Source organism: Segatella salivae DSM 15606, from assembly GCF_000185845.1.
Taxonomy (GTDB): Bacteria; Bacteroidota; Bacteroidia; order Bacteroidales; family Bacteroidaceae; genus Prevotella; species Prevotella salivae.
The window spans coordinates 563,416-564,771 of the sequence record NZ_GL629647.1; the positions used below are offsets into that span (position 1 = coordinate 563,416).

Annotated in this window: 1 protein-coding gene; it reads right to left on the reverse strand. The window is 33.1% G+C overall.

The window, feature by feature from the left end; translation table 11 throughout:
- Window positions 1-311: 311 nt before the first annotated feature.
- A complete protein-coding gene (locus HMPREF9420_RS02335; protein WP_147625588.1) occupies window positions 312-908 on the reverse strand; it encodes a hypothetical protein in 597 nt (198 codons plus the stop codon).
- Window positions 909-1,356 lie beyond the last annotated feature (448 nt).

A 1,356-nucleotide genomic window follows, 5' to 3' on the forward strand; every position in this document is an offset into this window, starting at 1 on the left:
ACGACAGAAACACCAAATGAAACTTTTTCGTGCTTCTGCACATGACAGAAACACCAAATGGAATTTTTTCGTGCTTCTGAGCGACTCAGAAAGAGTAAATGGAGAATTTTCGTGCTTCTGCACGCGTCTGAAAAAGAAATAATAGTAATAAACCGGCAAAAGAAGATATGATTGAGAAGCCCAAAAAGATAAGCGCTAATAACAAAAGTTACAAATAACTACATAGGGTCAGTTTCGAAGATTACATGGGAACAGTTTCAATGATTTTTTCCAATTAGCCCAATAATAGCTGCATATTTTATATTCTCATCTTAAAATATCTTTGGACGTATATCATAATATTTCTTAAACCTATATTCAATCGTATCAGCTATTTGTTGATCACCAATGGATATATCCCAAATTACTTTCAGAAAGGGCGTCGAAGAATTTGGTCTTACAGAGTGTAGAACTAAAGAGATTACTTTATAACGTCCATTGGTACCTGGAGGTGGAGGTATATCGAAAGGAATTTGTTCTATTGCTATCAATTTACCCCTTTTAACACTATATGAGTATTGATAATATAGATAAGTAGGAAGAATAGCTCCTTTGCGGTCAAGTAATTTTAACGAATTAATTCTAATGAAAGGAATCGTATCTCCAGTTAATAGAAAATGATATTCAAAATTATTATACATAAAAGAATCTACATCCGACAGGGTTTTATGCACAAAATAAACTTTCATAGAGTCAGATAATTTATTATCTGACTCTATGTTGCTCAGGGACAAAGAACTATTAGGAGAACATTTGATTACTTGGTAATTATTTATTTTCCCTTGTACAAAATAACCCCAACCTGTTTGTATCATACATGATGTCATAAAAAAACAGGCAAACATGCAAATAACAACTAAATATTTCATTCTTCTTGTTTTACTCCTTTCGATTTTTCTTGTACGTTGTCAAACAAAAGTGCACAACTGCAAATATAGTTATTTACTCTGTAATATCATTCTTTTATTATCAGAAATTCTTTTGTTGATTGAATTTTGCTTTATTGTTTCTCTTATCCTTTTAATTTCTTCCCCTTGGCCTAAATATACATCTCTTGGTGTAAGATTGTCCAACGATTCATGAAACCTCCTCTCATTATAGTATCGGCTGCAACGACGAAATTATGCTCCACACGTTCCAATAGACCTCTTTCATGCAGAATACGATAAAAGCTTGATTCTGAAATATTGCTGTCTGGTAAAAACTAAACAGCATGATTTTTCGTGCGGAATTGTCTCAAAATAGGCTATTCCGCATTATTTTTGAAAACCAAGCCCTAATCCTGTAAGGAACTCCCGTAAACTTCCACACGGAAAC